Source organism: Paeniglutamicibacter sp. GQ140, assembly GCF_059759235.1.
The window spans coordinates 572,046-590,858 of the sequence record NZ_JCAXDW010000001.1 but is presented as its reverse complement, the minus strand read 5'-3'; the positions used below and the strand labels follow the sequence as shown (position 1 = coordinate 590,858).

Below are 18,813 nucleotides of genomic sequence, written 5' to 3'. Positions count from 1 at the left end.
CTTGGGAAGCGGAACGGAACCCTCAACGGAACCACATGTCAGCAACGCCAGGACAGGATGAAGTGCCATGCCCGAGACAATGAACGCGGTAGTCGTTTCCGCACACGGAGGCCCGGAAAACCTTGAATTCAGGCAGGTGGCACGCCCGGAACCCCAGGCGGGCCAGGTCCTGGTGAAGCTGTCCGTGGCGGGGGTGAACTACCTCGATGTCGCCCAGCGCTCCGGGGCCACGCCGCTTCGGGCCCCGTTCCGCGCGGGCGTCGAGGGCGTCGGAACCATTGCCTCCCTCGGGCCCGGCGTGGCACACCTGGCCACGGGGCAGCGCGTGGGCTGGCTCGCCGGTGGCCAGGGCAGCTTCTCCGAATTCGCGGTCATCGAGGCGGACAAAGCGGTGGAGATCCCCGAGAGCATCGACGATTCCACCGCCGTGGCGGCCCTGATGCAGGGTTTCACCGCCCACTACTTGTCCCACGACACCTATGCCCTGGGTCCGGGGGACACCGTGCTCATCCACGCGGCCGCCGGGGGAGTGGGGCAGTGGCTTACGCAGCTGGCCAAGCTGAGGGGCGCCTGGGTCGTCGGAACGGTTTCCTCCCCGGCCAAGGAAGACGCGGCACGGGCCAATGGCGCCGACCACGTCATCGGCTACGAGGGATTCGCCGAGAATGTCCGCGGGCTCACCGGAGGGGAAGGTGCCTCGGTCGTCTACGACGGGGTCGGCCAGGCGACCTTCGCCGAAAGCCTGCGCGCCCTGCGGGTGCGCGGCACGCTGGTGGCGATCGGCGCGGCCAGCGGCCCGATTCCGCCCCTCGACGTGAACTCGCTGGCCGGCCTGGGCTCCCTCGCCGTGACCCGGCCGACGGTACTCCACCATGTGCGCACGGCGGAGGAGATCTCCCGCCGCGCCTCCGAGATCTTCGGCTGGATCGCTTCGGGGGTCATCAGCGTCCCGCCCGTGACGCACTACGACATCACGCAGGCCGTCCAGGCCTTCACCGCGCTCGAGTCACGCCGGACCACCGGCAAGGTCGTGCTGGTGCATTCGCCACATTGAAGTGCCCCGACCAGTGGCAGGGGGATTTGCGGCGAGCGGCCCATGGCGCTCCGCGCGTCCTCGCGGGTTAGGGATGGGGACAACTCTGGGGATATTCAATCCACTGGCTAACGGCGGGTGGGTGGTGCCGCCTTTCGGCCGCACCACCCACCTGCCGTTTCCTTCTACCGCTTAGACACCTGCGGAGACGTGCTTGACGAATCGCTGGACGCGATCGCAGCCATCCGGTCCGAAAATGTGCTCCGGTGATCCGGCATCGACGACATTTCCCTCTTCCATGAAGACAACCCAGTCGGCTACGTCGCGGGCCAGTTTCATCTCGTGGGTGACAATGACCATGGTCATTCCATCATTTGCGAGTCCCGCGATGACGTCCAGGACCTCTGCCACCAACTCGGGATCAAGTGCGCTCGTTGGCTCGTCAAACAGCATGACCGATGGCTTCATCGCGAGCGCCCTGGCGATGGCCACACGCTGCTGCTGACCGCCCGAGAGCTGGTGCGGGTACTTGGAACCATGTTGCCCCATGCCGACGCGCTTCAAGAGGTCACGCCCGTAGTTGTCTGCTTCCTCCTGCGTCATCAGTTTGCCTTGGACGGGCGCCAAGGTCACATTTTGCAGCACGCTCAGATGCGGGAACAAATTGAATCGCTGGAAGACCATACCGATATTTGATCTTTGTTTTGCCATGGCGGTATCGCCCAACGGAAGCCTTCGGCCGTCGTTCTCCACCCGGTAGCCGATGGTTTCGCCGTTGACCACAATTTGGCCGCCATCGTGGGGTTCCAGATGGTTTAGCGTACGCACAAGCGTCGTCTTTCCCGAGCCGGACGGGCCAATGACCACCACCACTTCTCCACGGTGAACATCGAGATCCACTCCCTTGAGAACCTGATTCTCACCGAAGGTCTTCGTCACGGATTCGGCGCGAACCACCTTGTCTCCGGTATGGGGGTGACGATCGCGGATTCGCATCGTGTGCTCTTCGATCTCGGCCGGGCCACCTTCCAACTTGGTGTGGCGGCGGGTCACGTCCAGCTTGCGTTCAAGTGCGGCGCGCATCAGGTCGAAGACGGTCACGAGCAAGACGTAGTAAGCGGCGACTGCGGTCAGGGTCTCCAGCACCAGGAAGTTCTGGGTGAAGAGACGCTGTCCAACCAACAGGATCTCTGGAAGGGAAATGACACTCGCGAGTGACGTCAGCTTCAAGATGGAAATGAACTCGTTGCCCAAGGTGGGCAGTGCAATCCTGAATGCCTGCGGCAGCACGATCCGCCGCTGGAACTGTCCGTACTTAAGCCCCAAGGCCTTGGCTGCTTCGCGCTGGTCGAGTCCCACCGATAGCAATCCACCGCGGTGAATCTCTGCCATGTAGGCAGCCTCATGGAGGACCATGGCGATCAAGGCTGCATTGAAGGATGAACCCAAGATGACCTGCGAAGCCGGGAAGACCTGCGGAATGTTGTAGGCAAAGACAAGCAAGACAAGTAACGGCAGGCTTCGGAATAGCCAGATGTAGAGCCCCGCGACGACATTGAGAGCCTTCTTGCGGGATTCTCGCATGAGGGCTAACCCGATACCGGCGACATTTGCGATTACCCAGGACAATACTGCCAGGGCAACAACGACGCCGGCTCCCTTCCAGAGGTCGGGATCCAGAAACAATGAGAAGGTATATCCCCAATCAAATACCACTGTGATCGCCTACTTCCGGTTCAATGACTCTTTGAGGACCTCGGGGTCAACTGGCTCGAGGTTGTAGGAAGCAAGGAGCTTGTCGTAACTTCCATCGGCCTTCATGGCGTCGATGGCAGCGGACACGGCCTCTTGCATTTCTGCATTTCCCTTGCTTACCCCAATGCCCACCGCGATGGGATAGATCAGCTCCTGGCTGGTCAGTTCCAGGCGATTGCGGGATTTCTCGACTGCAATCTTGGCCACCGCGCCGTCTGTCATCTGGGCATCGACCTGATTGGCCAGGAGTGCTTGGGTTGCTTCGGGGTCGGTGGGGAACTCTTTGACGGTGATGGCGCCCTTGCCGTTTTCCTTACACTTTTCACTTTCTTCATTCGGCATGATGCTTGCGATGACAGTGGCTGTCACGACCCCAACGGTTTTTCCGCACAGATCCTGGGCAGTCAAGTATTTCTCTCCGTCAACGCGACTGATAATCGAGTTGCCCGTCTGGAAGTAGGGAACGAAGTCGACTTCCTTGGCACGTGCCGCAGAAATATAGAGCGTCGACGCGATCACGTCGTAACGGTTGGACTTGATGCCCGCAACGATCTGGGCGAAGCGGGTGTCCGTGTACTGCGCCTTGAGACCCAGATTTCCGGCAACAGCGTTCATGAATTCAACGTCAAATCCGGCCGGCTTGCCGTCCTTGAGCATGTCGTATGGCGGGTATGTCAGGTCTACACCTACATTGAGGACGCCCGCAGCATTGGTGGAGACCTTGGCTTCCGCGGCTTCTTCCGACGTGGAACTGGCGTTGCCGGTACCGCCGCATCCAGTCAACATGAGAGATGCGATGGCTGCGCACCCGACTAGGGTCTTGCGAATGTTCTTGCCCATGATGTTCTCCTAGATATGAGTTATGGCGCCGATTGGTGCTAGGCGCTCTGGTTGCACCAGTCGGCAACCGCCGCGGCGTAGATTTCGATGATTTCTTCGTATTTCGCCAGTTCTACCCATTCGTCTGCCCAGGAGTAGGGAGGCGTTCCAGGACCAATGTTCACGGATGGAATACCGGCTTGGTGGAGCGGAACCATGTCGGTCCAGAACGGAATGCCCTCGAAGACTGGCTTGGTCCCGATGCTCTGCATGGCACTGGCTACGGTCCGCGCGATGGGACTGTCCTTGTCGATTTCATATGGCAGTCGAGGCCCCGAGAGCCAATGCTCACTGAATTCGACCGTGGCATCAATTCGAGGATCGGTTTCGGCGAGCTTTAAGATCATGCTTTCAGCCTGATCGCGCACGTCATATGGATCCTGACTTGGAAGTAAGCGGATGTCGCAGGTCATTTCACACCTGTCCGGAACCTGATTATGCTTGGTTCCTCCTCTGACAGTGCCAATGTTGAGTTTGGGGCCGCCAGGGAGTTCGGGATGGGGCACATATGGCATTTCGGATTCAAACTGCCTCATGCCCGCAAGGACTGGTTCCATGGTTTCAATGGCGTTGAGTCCAAGTTCCTTGGCCGACGTATGGGCTTGCTTTCCATGCGTCGTGACCTTCAAGTAGGCGGCGCCCCTGTGAACCGTGCCGATGGTGTTGTCAGTCGGTTCGCCGCAGATTCCTGCGTCAGCCGTGAATCCGGCTTCAAGTAGGGATCGGGTACCCACCCCGCCCTCAAAGTGACAAGAAACGCCCTGGAAAACAACGTCGCCCTTGGGTCTCTGCCCGGATGCGGCGATTCGGCGCATGACCGCGAGCCCCGCAGTCGTTGCGGCCTTCATATCGGCGATGCCTGCTCCATAAATGCGGCCACCTTCGATGGTCCCCGCGAACGGGTCCTTGGTCCAGTCCGGTGACGCTTCGTAGGTGTCGATGTGTCCGTTGAGTAGGAGGGACTTGCCGCCGCCCGTTCCCCGGATTCGTCCGCCAACGGAGTAGCGTCCGGGCATCGACTCGACGAGTTCAACTTCATCGACGCCCCACTCCTGCATCTGCTGAGCCATGTACTCGGCCAGCGGCGTTTCATTGCCCCATGTTGAGTCGATGGAAAGTACATCCTGAAGCAGCTGAATGTCAGCGCTGAGCTCTGTCATTGGTTCTCCTTAGTGCTGGTCTCTCGGTGCCTCACCGATTGCAGACCCTGACGTTGAGAAAACTATGCAACACTTTCCATGTGCTGTATATCACATGAATTTGAAGGAAGGTATCGAAAAAAGCGATGGCAGATATAACACTGAAGCAGCTCGAGTACCTGTTGGCGGCGGCGGAGGCCGGCAGCGTTACGGGTGCCGCGGCAAAGCTCTATCTCAGCCAATCGGCCGTCTCGACCGCGCTTGCCGACCTTGAGCAATCGCTGGGTGCGCAGTTGTTTGTGCGCCACCCCCGCGGGATGAGTCTCACCGCGGTCGGGCAGGAAGTCGTGGCCGACAGTCGGCGGATCATCATGGGTGTTGAGGAGATGCATGAATCGGCGCGAACGAGCGTTGAATCGGTTGCCGGCAAGTTGCGCGTTGGATGTTATTCCTCCTTGGCGCCGGTACTTCTGCCAATGGTCATCGATGAGTTCCTTCGCCGTCACCCCAGGGTCGAGCTTTCCTTTCTGGAGGGAAACCAGCAGACGCTGGCGGATTCACTGGCCAGCGGGGCGTTGGACCTAATTATTGTTTATGACTACCAACTGCATGAACTTAGGCAATCCGGGGCTTTTGCCATGACCAGGGTCTACGCTTCCAAGCCGTATGTCATCTTGCCTGTCGATCACCCGCTGGCCGAGCGCCGGCGGGTTTCACTTCGCGAGTTGGCTCCCGAACCCATGATCCTCTTTGATCTTGCTCCGGGCGGGGAGTATTTTCTTTCTTTCTTTCAGCTTGAGGGGTTGGAGCCGACGGTGCGCTTTCAAACGACAAGCTTCGAAATGGTCCGCGCACTCGTTGCTCGTGGACTTGGGTATTCGATCTTGAGCCAGCGAACGGCTATTTCCATGAGCTATGAAGGGCTGCAGGTTGCCACGCGGGAAATCGCAGCCGACATTCCGCCCCTTGGCATCGCCACAGTCCATTTGGCCAGGGCGAAGCCGACGCTTCGGGTCCGTGCGTTTATGGAGCAGGTTGAAAACAGCCTTGCGCAGTTTGCCGCCATGCATAACCCGGGTTAAAGAGGTATCAATTTATTAGATGGATAGCTACTAAATAATCTGCTTGTTCAATTGCGACTTGGCTCACAGACTGATCTTGTGAACAATTCAGACCGACTCAACTTCGGTCGATCCAAGGAGGTTGAACCAATGTCTACGTCAGTCAAGCCATCTTTCACCGTTGGCCTCAAGAACGATCCGGAGGCACTGCGGAACGCGTTCATCGAGGCAATGGGTCGAGCCGCCACCGGTGTGACGATTGTTGGCACGGACGGCGCCAGCGGCAGGTTTGCTCAGACAGTCAGTGCCATGTGTTCGGTGACGGCCGATCCGACCACCCTTCTGGTGTGCGTCAATCGGAAGAGTCCGCTCAACGAAGCGATCGTCAAGCACGGGGTTTTCTCGGTGTCGTTGCTGGGCCGACAGCACGACCATGTTGCCGACACGTTCGCCGGTCGCCCCTGGCCCGGCAAGGAACGCTGGGACTTTACTTGCGGTGAGTGGACTCCATTGCCGTCTGGTAGCCCCACACTCGTGGATGCGTTGGCTTCATTTGATTGCACGCTTCGCCAAGTCGTCGAGTGCGGCACGCATTACGTCTACTTCGGAAACGTCACTGCAGTTGGCGGCCAACAGGGCGAACCGCTGACCTATCACGCCCGAACCTATGGCAAGCCGGAGCCGGTCGAACCCTCGGTTTTTCCTGACTACCCAGGATCCGGCCCCGCACGCTAGAGCGCTAGCAGTATCCAACTAATTTTCCTGCAAGAAAGGTGAGGCAGATGCTTCGTACTGGTGAAGAGTACCGCGATTCCATTCGGGACGGACGGAAGGTTTACGTCAACGGCGAGAAAGTCGAGGACGTGACCACGCATCCAATGTTCAAGCCGATCGTCGATCAGCGTGCCATGATTTTCGATCTCGCACATCAAGAATCAACCCAGCCGACCATGACGTATGTCGACGAGACGAGCGGCGAGCTCAACGCCATCGGCAACCGTCTTCCGCGGACACAGGAAGATTGGTGGGACAAGCGACGTGCTGTGGACCTAACCCAGCGCGAGGCAGGAGGCGTCGTTACGCGGGTTGGCGACGAGACCATCGGTGAAATGTGGTCGCTGTTCGACGGACAAGACGTGCTTAACGAAGTGGATCCACGTTTCTCGGACAATATCCGGCGGCACATCCAGCAGACCATCACGGCTGACACCTTCCACATCTCGGCGAACACAGATCCCAAGGGCGACCGCTCGAAAGCGCCTCAGGACCAAGACCCCGACATGTTGCTGCATGTGGTCCGCGAAACTGACAACGGCATCGTTGTTCGGGGCGCCAAGTATGAAACTGCCGCGGCGTATGCCAACCAAGCATTCACGAAGCCCACGATTGCCAACTGGGGCAACGACAAGTTGTCCAATTACGCCGTTGGGTTCGTCGCCAACCTTTCAAGCCCGGGACTGAAGTTCATTTCCCGCACCGGGTTTGCGGGTCGTGCGCCGGCAAGGGACTACCCGCTGTCCAACAGGGTGGACGAAGTGGAGTCGCTGGTCATCTTCGACGACGTGGAAATTCCCTGGGAAGACGTCCTCTTCTACAGGCACACGCGCGCCGCAGCCTTTATCCGGTCTACGCTCCACCGCTACAGCGCCTTCCCGTTCGTGCAGCGCACGCAGCACCTCGCTGATCTCATGATTGGCGCGGCCCTCTGGAACATTAAACAGACAGGGCTTGAAAAGCAGCCTGCTGTCCAGGAAAAGTTGGCCCAACTGGCCTGTTACCGGGAGAACATCAACGCACACCTGACTGCATCGATCGCCATGGCGGAAACGAGTCCAGGCGGGCTACTCATGCCGAACCAGTCGTTGCTCTACACCGGCCGGGTGACCGCCTTGTCGCAGCTTCCGGCGATGATGCACATTGCCCGCGAGCTATGCGGCGGCCAAATCTGTATCACTCCCGATGCCGCTTCGTTCGAGCACCCGGAAACCAAGGACTGGCTGGAAAAGTACTACAACGTTAACGAAAACTGGATTGCCGAGGACCGACGTAAGCTACTGGCCTTCGCTCGAGACCTGCTCAATAGCGACTACGCCGGGCACCGACTGACCTTCCAGCTATTTGCCCAGTCTCCACCCTTCGCCCAGCTCGGTGCCATTTACCGAAACTTCGACTTCGAGGGCCCACTGGATCTCGTTCGCAAGGCCGCAGATCTTTCAGACCGGATCACCGCGGATCAGGACGCCGCCAAGATCGCTAGCCGAGTGTGATTTGGCGAGACAGCAGAAAGGAACACTGAGATGACATTTTCATTGGTTGCCCGTGACCCCCTTACCGGAGCATTCGGGATGGTTGTCACCTCGTCCAGCCCGTCGGTGGCCGCCCGGTGCGTCCACCTGAGAGCAGGCGTGGGAGGCGTAGCGTCCCAGAACGTGACAGACCCGGGGCTCGGAGACCTGATCCTCAATGCCCTAGCCGCCGGCTCCAGTGCCCAGGAGGCACTCGATCGGGTGACGCTCGGCACGGAGCATATTGCCTATCGTCAGGTTGCAGTCGTGGGTTCCGATGGCAACACCGCTTCCTTTTCCGGTGAGGGAACGCTCGGCACCAATCGGGTGGTCGCGCGGGATGGAGCGGTAGCGGCTGGCAACCTGCTTTCCGACGAGGGAGTGCCGGCTGCCATCATGGCGGCCTATCAGAACTCGGCTGCCGAGGCATTCGAACGACGTTTACTTGATGGGCTGGTTGCCGGTGTCAACGCTGGTGGTGAGGAAGGCCCGGTGCATTCCGCGGGCCTTGTGGTTGTTGATGAACACACCTGGGCTTCTACGGATTTGCGCGTTGACTGGGACGACGAGGACCCGATCGGGGCGCTGGAGGAGCTCTGGGAACGCTGGGCACCCGAGAAGGAGGCATATCGATCTCGTGCGTTGAATCCATCGCTTGCCCCTTCCTACGGGGTTCCGGGCGACTTGTAGAAAACCAAGGTGGGTCCCGAGCCGGCGCTTGGGACCCGCCCCCCCATTTCCGGCACCGTCCGGGAATCCTGAGCAATGAGGAAGAAGGAAAAAAGTGCATGACCATGTGGTGCGCCGCGTTGGAGAGATACAGCGCGATCTGGTCAATCTCTCGGTAAAGATACATTCCAACCCGGAGCTAGGCTGGCACGAATTCAAGGCTGCCGAATGGACCGCGCTTTTCCTAGAACGACATGGGTTCACTGTGGAACGCGAGTATCTGGGGTTTCCCACCGCCTTGCGGGCAGTGTTTGGAACGGGGCGGCACCGCATCGGGCTCTGCGCTGAATATGACGCCTTGCCTGAACTAGGCCATGCCTGCGGACACAACCTGATTACGGCTATCTCGTGTGGGGCGGCCGTCGCGCTGGCGGATCTTGCCGATCGCCATGACTTGACGGTCGAAGTATATGGAACTCCTGCGGAGGAAGGGGGCGGCGGAAAAATTGAGTTGCTCAAGCGTGGAGCATTCCAAGGTCTGAGTCTGGCGATGATGGCGCATCCGGGGCCGGTGGATTCCGCTGAGGCCAAGCCCTTCGCCGTTGGCCATCACCATATTTCCTACCGAGGGAAGTCTGCTCATGCAGCTGCCTATCCCGAACAAGGCGTGAACGCGAACGACGCCTTCGTCATTGCCCAAGTGGCACTCGGACTATTGAGACAACAGCTCCCAGGGACAACGAAGGTCCATGGCATCCAAACGCGCGGTGGGCAGGCTCCGAACGCAATTCCGGAACACACTGAGGGACGTTGGTACGTTCGTGCCGAGACTCTTACCGAATTGATGGGCGCAGAGGACCGGGTGCGCCGTTGCTTCGAGGCTGGTGCACTGGCGACGGGGGCCGAACTGGAAATGACTCCGGAATCAGAACCGTACTCGGAGTTCCGCACGGACGATCGCGCGCTGGAACTTTATGTACGGCACGCGAAAAATCTTGGTCGGCGATTTGATGCCCCGCCCGAGCACGCAACGATGAGCCGGGCTTCAACGGACATGGGCAACGTGTCCCAGATCGTTCCCGCTATCCATCCCTACATAGGCCTACATTGCTACCCCGATTCCAATCACCAGCTGGAATTTGCCAAGCACTGTGTTGGCTCAGCGGCAGAACGCGCCATTCACGACGGGGCCGCAGCCTTGGCACTAACGGCCTTGGACTTCGTCGGCATTCAACTTCGGTCTGAGAGGAACCAATACGTTGGGAAATAACGAGCGAGTCCTGCCCGTCACGAGGCAGGAACACGATTCAATGGGTGACGTCGAGTTACCGGCCTGGGCCTACTACGGCATCAGTACCGAGCGTGCCCGGCAAAATTTTCCGATCAGTGGCCGTACCGTCGGCGACTTCCGTCATTTGGTATGGGCCTTTGGCGCCGTCAAGGCTGCCGCCGCCCGGGCCAACGAATCCACGGGATTGCTGACCCCCAGGCAGGCCGCTGCGATCCAGGCCGCAGCGGCCGAAGTCATGGACGGCGCATTTGATGACCAGTTTGTCGTCGACCGCATTCAAGGAGGTGCGGGAACGAGCACGAATATGAACGCCAACGAAGTCATCGCGAATAGGGCGCTGGAATTGCTCGGTCACGAGAAGGGTGAATACCAACACCTTGACCCGATTGATCACGTCAACCGCAGCCAAAGCACCAACGATGCCTATCCGACGGCCGTAAAGATTGCCATGCGGCGCGCGCTTGATGATCTGCTGGAGGAGCACAGCAAGCTTGTAACGGCTTTCGCCTCGAAATCGTCGCAATTTGCCGACATCCTAAAAATCGGCCGCACTCAATTGCAGGACGCAGTGCCGATGACCCTCGGCCAGGAATTTGGGGCATTTGCCGAAACCCTACGTGAAGACAATGACAGAATGTGCGAAATGCGCGTTCACCTGGCAGAGGTGAACCTGGGTGCCACCGCCATCGGAACGGGAATAACCGCATCGCTCGACTACAGGCAACGCGTCGTTCCGGAACTTGCAAAGATCACGGGGCTGCCCTTGGTTGCCGCGGCGAATCTCGTGGAAGCGACATCGGATACCGGTGTGTTCCTGCTCCTCTCGGGCATGGTCAAGCGTGCAGCAGTCAAGCTGTCAAAGATCTGCAACGACCTGCGCTTGCTGTCCTCCGGTCCCCAAGCGGGATTCGGCGAGATTCAGTTACCCGCCGTGCAGGCAGGGTCCTCCATCATGCCAGGCAAGGTGAACCCGGTGATCCCGGAAATGGTCAATCAGGTGGCCTTCCGCATCATCGGTTCCGATGTGACAGTGACCATGGCAGTGGAAGCTGGGCAGCTCCAACTCAATGCCTTTGAACCGGTCATGGCGGACGCGCTGCTGGAATCGATGCAGTGGTTGAGTCAGGCGTGCAAGACCTTGCGGGAACGCTGTGTCGTGGGTATCGAAGCGAATGAAGACTTTCTCAAGCAACGAGTGGCAGGATCCCTCGCCGTTATTACCGGCCTGACCCCGTTGCTGGGGTATGCAATGTCTGCCGACTTGGCGAAGGAAGCCTTGCACGGACAAAAAAGTCTCACCGAGCTGATCCTTGAACGTGGGCTGTTGGCCGAAAGCGAATTGACCGCTGCCATCTCACCGGCAAATCTATCGGGGGTAAGCGCGGGGCACGCGATTTAGCGGGGGCACCGCATATGTCCTCCGGACCAGACCCGAGGATGTAACCGGGATCTTAATGCGCGGTTCACCTCCTCGTGGCCGCAGCGTTGTCCGGGGAGGGCAGCGTGGTGGGTGTCCGTCCCCGACACCGAAGGAACCCCCACCATGAAGTTTCGCACCCTCACGCTTGGCACCCTGGCCGCCTGCATGCTCGCCGGTCTGGCAAGCCCCGCCGTTGCCGCCCCGGCCGCCGAGCAGGAAACCGCATCGCCCATCCTGATTGGCCACCGGGGTGCCGCTGGTGTCGCACCGGAGAACACCCTGGCCGCGGTCAAGGCCGGCAGCCAGTCGGGTGCCGACTTCGTCGAGATCGACATCCAGCTCTCCAGCGACGGCGTCCCGTTCATCTTCCACGACGAGACCGCGGCCCGCACGACCAACGTCGCCGACGTCTTCCCGGACCGCGTCAACGACCCGATCACGTCCTTCACCTGGAACGAGCTGCAGCAGCTCGACGCCGGCTCATACTTCTCGGCCGACTTCGCCGGCGAGAAGATCCCGCACTTCGATGCGGTGGCCGACGTGCTCACCGGGGAAACCGGCGTCTTCATCGAGATCAAGTCCCCGTCCAAGTCCCCGGGCGTCGAGCAGGTCGTCGCCGAGGCGCTGGCCACCGACCCCGAGTGGAGCGCACTGGAGAAGGCCGGCAAGATCGAGGTCCTGGGCTTCGACGCCACCTCCAACAAGACCTTCGCCGCCCTGGCCCCGGAGGTCCCGCTGCAGCAGCTGACCGGCACCGTCCCGAGCGCGGAAATCCTGGCCGACTACGCCACGTACGCCGATTCCTTCGGCACCAGCTACCGCACCCTCGACGCCGCCGGTGCCGCACGGGTCAAGGACGCCGGGCTGGGACTCGGCGTCTACACGGTGAACTCCACGCAGGCCGCGGATGCCGCCCTGGAACTGGGCGTCGAGCGCATCACCGGCGACTTCCCGCAGCAGGTCGACCGCCACCTGGACGGCAAGAAGGTGTTCCCTTCCAACAACGGCATCGTCGTCTCCGGTGCTGTCAACGACGTCCCGGGCAACGACCTGCAGCCGGAAACCGGCGAGCACGTCATCCTCGCCAACGAGGGCAACCGCACCATCGACGTCAGCGGCTACGTGCTGCGCGATGCCGCCAACAACATCCTGCGCGTCGGTACGGGCTTCAAGCTCACGCCGGGCGCCGAGCTGCGGGTGTTCTCGGGACCGGGAACCAACAGCGCCGAGGCGTTCTACCTGGGCGGCGATACCGCGGTCCTGAACAACGGCGGCGACTCGATCGGCCTCTGGGATTCCAAGGGCCGGTTGCTGGACACCTTCGCCAACTAGTACCGGCTTTCCCGCAAGCCGCCCCCTGGACGGCAGTGCCCACCCCAATCGCTCTACGGGTGGGCAATGCCTTGTGCGTTGCCTAGGGTTCGCGGATGTCACGCCGGATCGGGTGGTCCGTCGGGACCTGCACCAGCACGATCCTGGTGCCGTCGGGGTCGCGGATCCACCCCTCGATCAGTCCCCACGGCTCGGTCCGCGCCTCCCGGTCGATTCCGACGCCGAGGTCCGCCAGCCGCTCCAGTTCCGCGGCAACGTCGCGGACCTGCACCCACAGCACCAGGGTGGAGGCGGTGTCCGCCCCGCGGGTGCCCGAGACCTCGAGCAGGCCGTTGCCCAGGAAGAACACCACCCCACGGTGCCCGGCGGGCCCGAACTCGCGGGCCACCGCCAGGCCCAGCACCTCGCGGTAGAAGCCCTGGGTCGCGGGCAGGTCCACGGGCCGCAGCAGCACCCGGCTTGAGAGGATCTCCATGGACCCCAATCTACCTGCGGCCGGGGTCCCTAGCGCCAGGGAACCTCGTTGATGAGTGCCTGCCCCTCGGCCACGTAGCCGGCCATCTCGGCCGGCGGCACCATGGACCCGCCGGTCGACCAGACCACGTGCGTGGCGTTGGCCAGCGCCGCGTCGTCCAGGCCGAAGGCCTCCAGGTATGCGGGGTCCTGAAGCATCCGCCAGGGGCCGGCGAAGCCTGCCGCGGCGGAGGGCTCCACGGCGATGCCCTCGGTGTCGTGCAGCAGGCCGACGAACGCCTTCATGCGCTCGTCGGTCACCGTCACGTAGCCGTCGATCAGCTGCTGCAGGTGCTCGCCGACCAGGCGGGAGGGACGGCCCACGGCCAGTCCGTCCGCGGCGGTGAGCCCGTCCAGCCCGATGTCAGCCACGGAAATTCCATCGTGCAGCCCGGTGCGCACACCCAGGGACATGCAGGGGGCGTGGGTCGGTTCGGCAAACACGCAGTGCACCGCGTCGCCGAAGGCCGCCTTGAGCCCGAACGTCACGCCGCCCGGACCTCCTCCCACCCCGCAGGGCAGGTGAACGATCAACGGGTGCTGCGCATCGACGGTGACCTGCAGGGCGGCCAACTGCCCGGCCAGCCGGGCGCCGGCCACCGAGTAGCCGGCGAAGAGGCTCAGCGAGGCCTCGTCGTCCACGAACCACACGCTCGGCTCCTCTTCGGCGGTGCGGCGCCCCGCAGCCACGGCGTCGGAGAAGTTGCCCGCGTGCTCCACGACGGTGACCCCGCGGGCGCGCAGCAGCTCCTTTTTCCAGGTACGGGCATCCATGGACATGTGCACCGTGGTGTTGAACCCGAGCTCGGAGGCGACGATGCCGATGGACAGGCCCAGGTTGCCGGTGGAGCCCACGGCGATCCCGTGGGCGGAGAGCACCTCTCGCACCTCGGGGGCATCAAGCACCCGGGCGTCGTCGCTAGGGGACATCAGCCCCGCCTTGATGGCGATGCGCTCGGCGACCTCGAGCACTTCGTGGATGCCGCCGCGTGCCTTGATCGAGCCGCTGACCGGCAGGGAATCGTCGCGCTTGAGCCACAGCTTGCCCGGCAGCTCGCGGCCGAGGCGGCTGCCCAGTTCCGCCTGCATGGCGGGGATGCCGACCAGCGGGGATTCGAGGATGCCGTGCGTGGCGCGGGTGTCGGGGAAATGCTCGGCGAACCAGGGCGCGAAGCGGCCGAAGCGTGCCCGGGCGTCCTCGATGATCGCCGGGTCGATGCCCGAGGCCTCGATCCCCGCAACGGTGGCGGTCGGCGTGGCTGCGAACCAGGCGGTTTCCTCGGCCCGGGCCAGTGCCGCGACGACGGGGTCGGTGAGGAGTTGCTCGAGGTCGTGGTTCTGGCTCATCGGGGCGGTGTTCTCCATGGTTGCAGGGTGGTTAGATACCCAATGTAGGGCACCGCCCTCTTACCGGCGAGTTGGTGCCCTACATGGATTTAGTGCGATGCGGTCGGTTCGAAGGCCGGCCCCAGGGCACCAAGCCTCACGCCCCGGCGCAGGTTTCGCCAGGGCAAGGCAGCGGGATCTGCGGGGAACGGGCCGGGGGCAAGCGCAACGAGTATGCGACCTGCCATCTCCGTGTAGTCACCACGGAAATGCACGGAGCTCTTGACCACCAGGATGTTCTGCTCCTCGGGGTGGATGCCCGCTGCTCGGAATTGGTTGCGGTCCATGACCTGGGCCTTGTGGTTGTTGACCACGACGCTCACGTTTCCCTTGCGTAGCAGGGCAGACGGACCGACAGCCAGATCGTTTCCATTCATCATGGGGCCGTCGAAATGCACCTTGCCGTCGGTGATTTCTGAGACCTCGAAGGTTTCGGTGAGCGGCCCGTCCCCGGGCGATGCAGAACCGGGGAATGTCACCGTGACGCAATTCCCCCGTCCGGCCGCAATTGCTGCACGCACGATCTCCGGGTCCCACATGGCCGCCAATGCGCTGCCCGGTGCATCCCTGCTGAGCAATTCACGCAGCAGGCCCGTTGTCGTCGCGTCCCCACCTGCTCCCGGATTGTCCTGCGTATCGGCTATGACGACTGGACTTGCGCCTGCTGTGACCGACCACAGCGCTTCGTCCAGGGCCTGCTCGGTGGGGAATGCCTCGAGACTGAATTCGGGTTCAAGGTCGCGGAGAGTGGCGGTGATTTGTTCCACGGCGTGGCCCAGTTCCTCCTCGTCGACGCCATAGCCAAAGACGCATGGCTGGCATTCCTCGACGTCCGAAGCGGGGAATGCCATGGCGATCGACAGCACTGCGTCCGCACCTGCAACAGAATCGAGCATTTCATAGGCAGTGCGCGCGGGACCCGACATGGTGCTGCCGGAGATGGTCGGGATCAGGAAGTCGATGTGCCGCACGCTCATCGCCAGACTCTCGCCCGCGATGAGCCGCCGCAGCAGGGCCGCGGCGGACCTGCCGGTGTCAGCCATGTCGATGTGCGGGTAGGTTCTGTAAGCAACCATGGCATCCGCGGTGTGCAGCATCAAGTCGCTGACGTTGGCGTGCAGGTCCAGGCTCACAACGATGGGGACCTCGGCCCCGACCACCTCGCGCACCCGACGCAGGATCTCCCCGTCCCCGTCCGGATGGTTCTCGGAGACCATCGCGCCGTGGAGATCCAGGTACACAGCGTCGGGCTTCTGCATCGCGCAGGATTCAGTGATCATGGTCGTGACGCGTTCGAAAGCCGCGGAGTCAACGGGACCCGACGGAGAGGCCGCACACCAGATGACCGGAAGCAGCTCCCACGCGGGATCGGCCTCGAGAACGAAACCGCCAAGGGGAATATTGACCGAGGCGAGGTTCAATACCTCCGGACCGCGGTGCATCCGGGGAAACCCTTCCCCGTTCTCGAAATTCTCCCAACGCGCAGCTGACCGGGCAAAGGTGTTGGTTTCATGCAGGAACCCTGCGACGAGTACGCGGCTCACGGAGCGACCTCAATCTTGCGGTTGCGAAGGACTGTGGGCAGGAAAAGCAAGGCCGCGACGGACATGAACAGCAGGCCGACCATGGTCAGCAAGCCACCTTGGGTGCTGCCGGTTGCCTCGCGCACAAAGCCCATGATCGTCGGCGCGACGAAGCCGCCCAGAATGCCGATCGTGTTGATGAAGGCGATGCCGCCAACGGCGGCCGTGCCGCCGAAGTGGTGGGACGGGACCGCCCAGAAGACGGTGTACGCGCCCCACACTGCGCAGACGGCGATGCACAGCGCGACGAACGACAGGACGAAATTCGACGCGGTGAAAGCTGCGACCGTCAGCCCTGCAGCTGCAACCAGTGAAGGAACCACTGCATGCCATTTGCGTTCCTGGTGGCGGTCGGAGCTGCGTGACAGCAAGATCATTGCCGGAATCGTCAGGATGTAGGGGATGGCGGTGAGCATTCCGATGACGAAAGTGCTTTGGACCCCGTTGTCCTTGAGGATCGTCGGCAGCCAGAAGCTGACGGCGTAGATGCCGCACATAATGCCAAAGTATGCGGCGGCCATGACGTACACGCTGGGCTCGCGCAGCGCGTCGATGAACTTGTGTGTTGTCTGCCCTGCTGCAGTCTCATCGATGGCCTTGGCCACAACGGACTTTTCCTGGTCGGTAAGCCAGTGGGCGTCGGCAGGTCGATCAGCCATTGACTTCCAGAAGATATAGCCCAGTAGAACGCAGGGGAGACCCTGGATCACGAACATCCATTGCCAACCGGCGAGGCCGCCGAGATTGTCCGTGGCAGCAATAATGGCTGCGGAAACGCCCGAGCCAAGGATGGAGCCTATTGGTCCGGCGAGCATGTAGATGCCCATGACTGCTGCCATGCGTCGCGCCGGGTACCAGTACGTCAAATAGAGGATGATGCCTGGAGCGAAGCCGGCCTCGAAGATTCCGAGCAAGATGCGCAGGATGTAGAAGCTGGTTTCGTCGCGCACGAACATCATGGACGAGGACGTCAGGCCCCACAGGATCATGATCCTGGTGATCGTGCGGCGGGCTCCGACCTTGTGCATCAGCAGATTGCTCGGGATCTCCAAGCAGGCGTAGGCCAAGAAGAACAAGCCTGCACCGATGCCGAAGACCGCCTCGGTCAGGAGGGGAACGTCTTCCTGCATGTGCAATTTCGCGAAACCGATATTTACCCTGTCGAGGTAAGCGAAGGTGTAGCAGAGCAGCAGGATCGGCAAGAGGCGCCGGTTGACTTTTCGAAAGACGGATTGTTCGCTGACGGAGGCCAAGTGGCCGTTGTTGACGCGGTTTGACGTGGTCGACATGTTCCACCCCTTTCTGAGGTGATACCAAGCGTAGGATGTTGATCACATGAACGCTTAGATCGATGGAAACTAGTCAAGATTGCTCGATCGATGTTGAATTCAACATGATGTCAAGAATGGAATGACGGATGGATTCGTTGGAAGTGCACGCGACGGATCTTGAGATCGTTGATGCCTTGCAGATTTCCCCGCGGGCGACTTGGGCCTCCGTGGGACGCGCCATCGGCGTTTCCGAAGTCACGGTTGCCCGGCGTTGGAAGAGTCTTGAATCGCGGCGGCTCGCATGGATAGGTGTCGCCCTCCACCCGGCCGTGTCATATGGTTCCTTCATCGAGATCCGGTGTGAAGGCAAAAAGATGGATGCCATCGCCACTTCACTCGGGAGGCACCCCGACGTCATTACCGTCGGATACACGACCGGTGACTACAACCTGTATTGCCTCACCATTGCCACATCCTTGGACGGTGTCTTACGTTGCGTACACGGTGGGCTTCCGGAACTGTTTGATGCCAACCAGATTCGGATCAGCCTCTATCGTCAGATGACCGGCGGCGTTGATTGGCGTCAGGGCATCCTTTCGGCTTCCGACGAAAGACAGTTGCACGGCGACAGCAAATCAAGATCCCAGGAATCCCGGCCAGTCCTGACTGAGCGAGACCGTGACCTGTTTCTGTTGTTGGGCAGGGATGGACGAAGCTCGCCGACTGAGCTGGCTCGCGAACTCGGCGTTTCGCCCGGTGCGGTTGCTCGTCGGTTGGAACAGCTCCAAGCCGGCAACCAGATTGTTTTCAGGTGCGATGTTGCACGCCCCGATTTTGACCTGCCCCTGAACATGATCCTGTTGATGAAGGCACCGGCGTTGCATGCTGAACGGACATCGCTGTTGATAGGACATTGGCGGGAAACACGTTTCTGCGCTTCCGTCGTTGGAAGCGCGAACATTATCCTGATCGTTGGCCTCCACGATCTGGTGGATGCGGAAGGCATTCTCAGGCGGCTCTCCCTGGAACATCCGGATGTCGAGGTGGTCGACCAACGGGTGGCGACCCGCATGACCAAGGTCTACGGGCGGCTACTGGACGAAGTTGGGCGGTCCAAGGGCATCGTGCCGGTTGATCCATGGTTTCGTTCGCTTAAGGGTTAGCGAATAGGCCGAGACGGCAGCGTGTTCGGATGG

General features: G+C 61.4%; 16 protein-coding genes. 9 read left to right on the top strand and 7 right to left on the bottom strand.

Annotation, left to right across the window (positions count from 1 at the left end; translation table 11 throughout):
* Positions 1 to 67: 67 nt before the first annotated feature.
* Complete coding sequence (locus AC6CHY_RS02690) at positions 68 to 1,054, top strand: quinone oxidoreductase family protein (protein ID WP_498225343.1); 987 nt, start codon at positions 68 to 70, stop codon at positions 1,052 to 1,054.
* Positions 1,055 to 1,225: 171 nt separating this feature from the next.
* Here AC6CHY_RS02690 and AC6CHY_RS02685 read toward each other — a convergent pair whose 3' ends face one another.
* The 3 genes from AC6CHY_RS02685 to AC6CHY_RS02675 are packed head-to-tail and all read right to left on the bottom strand — an operon-like array spanning position 1,226 to position 4,827.
* The gene (locus AC6CHY_RS02685) at positions 1,226 to 2,719 is read right to left on the bottom strand and encodes an amino acid ABC transporter permease/ATP-binding protein (protein ID WP_498225342.1); all 1,494 of its coding nucleotides are present in this window, start codon (positions 2,717 to 2,719) and stop codon (positions 1,226 to 1,228) included.
* A gap of 39 nt (positions 2,720 to 2,758) precedes the next feature.
* Positions 2,759 to 3,628 (bottom strand): ABC transporter substrate-binding protein, encoded by an 870-nt coding sequence (locus AC6CHY_RS02680; RefSeq protein ID WP_498225341.1) that lies wholly within the window; start codon positions 3,626 to 3,628, stop codon positions 2,759 to 2,761.
* 38 nt (positions 3,629 to 3,666) lie between these two features.
* Positions 3,667 to 4,827 carry a M20 family metallopeptidase gene (locus tag AC6CHY_RS02675; RefSeq protein ID WP_498225340.1) on the bottom strand — a complete coding sequence of 387 codons (1,161 nt, stop codon included), beginning with the start codon at positions 4,825 to 4,827 and terminating at the stop codon, positions 3,667 to 3,669.
* Between the two features lie 125 nt (positions 4,828 to 4,952).
* Here AC6CHY_RS02675 and AC6CHY_RS02670 point away from each other — a divergent pair, with 125 nt between their 5' ends.
* From AC6CHY_RS02670 to AC6CHY_RS02640, 7 genes are all read left to right on the top strand, one after another.
* Positions 4,953 to 5,888 carry a LysR family transcriptional regulator gene (locus AC6CHY_RS02670; RefSeq protein WP_498225339.1) on the top strand — a complete coding sequence of 312 codons (936 nt, stop codon included), beginning with the start codon at positions 4,953 to 4,955 and terminating at the stop codon, positions 5,886 to 5,888.
* A gap of 129 nt (positions 5,889 to 6,017) precedes the next feature.
* The gene (locus tag AC6CHY_RS02665; RefSeq protein WP_498225338.1) at positions 6,018 to 6,602 is read left to right on the top strand and encodes a flavin reductase family protein; all 585 of its coding nucleotides are present in this window, start codon (positions 6,018 to 6,020) and stop codon (positions 6,600 to 6,602) included.
* Positions 6,603 to 6,649: 47 nt separating this feature from the next.
* A complete protein-coding gene (locus tag AC6CHY_RS02660) occupies positions 6,650 to 8,134 on the top strand; it encodes a 4-hydroxyphenylacetate 3-hydroxylase family protein (protein WP_071216815.1) in 1,485 nt (494 codons plus the stop codon).
* A gap of 30 nt (positions 8,135 to 8,164) precedes the next feature.
* Entirely contained in the window at positions 8,165 to 8,842 is a 678-nt protein-coding gene (locus AC6CHY_RS02655; protein WP_498225337.1) for a DUF1028 domain-containing protein, read from the top strand.
* Between the two features lie 94 nt (positions 8,843 to 8,936).
* Complete coding sequence (locus AC6CHY_RS02650) at positions 8,937 to 10,091, top strand: M20 family metallopeptidase (RefSeq protein ID WP_498225336.1); 1,155 nt, start codon at positions 8,937 to 8,939, stop codon at positions 10,089 to 10,091.
* Positions 10,081 to 11,511 (top strand): aspartate ammonia-lyase, encoded by a 1,431-nt coding sequence (locus tag AC6CHY_RS02645; protein WP_498225335.1) that lies wholly within the window; start codon positions 10,081 to 10,083, stop codon positions 11,509 to 11,511. The genes AC6CHY_RS02650 and AC6CHY_RS02645 overlap by 11 nt, the downstream gene beginning before the upstream one ends.
* A gap of 144 nt (positions 11,512 to 11,655) precedes the next feature.
* Positions 11,656 to 12,864 carry a glycerophosphodiester phosphodiesterase family protein gene (locus tag AC6CHY_RS02640; RefSeq protein ID WP_498225334.1) on the top strand — a complete coding sequence of 403 codons (1,209 nt, stop codon included), beginning with the start codon at positions 11,656 to 11,658 and terminating at the stop codon, positions 12,862 to 12,864.
* Between the two features lie 82 nt (positions 12,865 to 12,946).
* Here the strand turns inward: AC6CHY_RS02640 and AC6CHY_RS02635 are convergent, their stop codons facing one another.
* The 4 genes from AC6CHY_RS02635 to AC6CHY_RS02620 all read right to left on the bottom strand — a co-directional run bounded on the left by AC6CHY_RS02635 (position 12,947) and on the right by AC6CHY_RS02620 (position 17,635).
* Positions 12,947 to 13,339, bottom strand: a complete 393-nt coding sequence (locus AC6CHY_RS02635; RefSeq protein WP_498225333.1) for a VOC family protein — start codon at positions 13,337 to 13,339, stop codon at positions 12,947 to 12,949.
* 29 nt (positions 13,340 to 13,368) lie between these two features.
* Positions 13,369 to 14,742 (bottom strand): D-serine ammonia-lyase, encoded by a 1,374-nt coding sequence (gene dsdA / locus AC6CHY_RS02630; protein WP_498225332.1) that lies wholly within the window; start codon positions 14,740 to 14,742, stop codon positions 13,369 to 13,371.
* A gap of 71 nt (positions 14,743 to 14,813) precedes the next feature.
* The gene (locus AC6CHY_RS02625; RefSeq protein ID WP_498225331.1) at positions 14,814 to 16,307 is read right to left on the bottom strand and encodes a M81 family metallopeptidase; all 1,494 of its coding nucleotides are present in this window, start codon (positions 16,305 to 16,307) and stop codon (positions 14,814 to 14,816) included.
* Positions 16,304 to 17,635, bottom strand: a complete 1,332-nt coding sequence (locus tag AC6CHY_RS02620) for an MFS transporter (protein WP_217387103.1) — start codon at positions 17,633 to 17,635, stop codon at positions 16,304 to 16,306. Before AC6CHY_RS02620 ends, AC6CHY_RS02625 begins: the two co-directional genes overlap by 4 nt.
* Positions 17,636 to 17,763: 128 nt before the next feature.
* On the opposite strand from AC6CHY_RS02620, the gene AC6CHY_RS02615 reads away from it, so the two are divergent.
* On the top strand, positions 17,764 to 18,780 hold the full coding sequence (locus AC6CHY_RS02615; RefSeq protein ID WP_498225330.1) for an Lrp/AsnC family transcriptional regulator: 1,017 nt from the start codon (positions 17,764 to 17,766) through the stop codon (positions 18,778 to 18,780).
* Positions 18,781 to 18,813 lie beyond the last annotated feature (33 nt).